The sequence below is a fragment of the Motilimonas sp. E26 genome (genome assembly GCF_021278025.1).
In the GTDB taxonomy this organism is placed as follows: Bacteria; Pseudomonadota; Gammaproteobacteria; order Enterobacterales; family CBDFNC01; genus Motilimonas.
The window spans coordinates 1-968 of sequence record NZ_JAIBHJ010000077.1 but is presented as its reverse complement, the minus strand read 5'-3'; the positions used below and the strand labels follow the sequence as shown (position 1 = coordinate 968).

Here is a 968-nt window from a genome sequence, read left to right as displayed (position 1 = left end):
CAACTCAGAGACAGAGGCTGACCATATGCCTTGTAATAATGCGGATAGCTGTCCCGTGGGGTGAGACAGCTCAAAATTTAACGATATATTGGGGGATTTATTGTGGCTTATAGCTGCCTACCTCTGGCTTGAATGTTTTAACGATTCTATTCCAACTATTGATTGCATTGATAGCAATGGTTAAATCAACTAACCCTTGTTCACCTAACGTCTCAACCGCATTGCTATAAATCTTATCGTCTACCGGCTTACCAGAGGTTAAATGCTCTGCTAGCTCGAGCGAAACAAGTTCAACATGAGTATACAATGGCATATCACGCCATGCATTTAAACCGATAATACGCTCTGAAGTTTCTCCTTGAGCCATTGCCTCTTTACTGTGCATGTCAATACAAAAAGCGCACTGATTAATCTGTGATATTCGCAATTTTACTAACTCCCACACCGCTAGTGTAACAGTATCTGAGGTGCTGAACTGCTCTCGTAGATAGCTTTCTTGCGCCATCAAAATTTGCATCGCTTTGGCCGCTAAGCCCATGTAATTTGCACGTGAAGCCATTGTTTTTTCTCCTTAATGATGGTGAAGAAATACAATAGCTTTTTGCGTAACACGAGGTATTGAATATTTCCGACATTAAGAGGGGTTATGTGTAAACACTTGACACCACCACACTCGCGTGAAACTTGTTGCGAGTGTGGTAATGTTTTATTTCCAAGATGAGCGAACTAATGATTAATAATTAAGCAATCTGACAATGTAAGCAACATTTTTATATAAAGTGCCGCGAAATCATCCTTCAAAAGTTGTTGATGGCTCAACAGCCGCTTCCTTACGGCAGTATTCGGCTTAGAAAACATTACATTGCTCAACCACTATTCATGCGTTTGCCTTTAGTCTAAATATTGGGAACTCGCAATGTTTCAATGTTTAATTTATTATTAATATTATTTTCAGCTTCCCATACATC

Annotated in this window: 1 protein-coding gene; it reads right to left on the bottom strand. The window is 39.7% G+C overall.

All coding sequences use genetic code 11. The features are described from left to right. Positions 1-97: 97 nt before the first annotated feature. Positions 98-559, bottom strand: coding sequence for a carboxymuconolactone decarboxylase family protein (locus tag K1M91_RS21190; protein WP_232804247.1), 462 nt, complete (start codon positions 557-559; stop codon positions 98-100). Between the last annotated feature and the right edge of the window lie 409 nt (positions 560-968).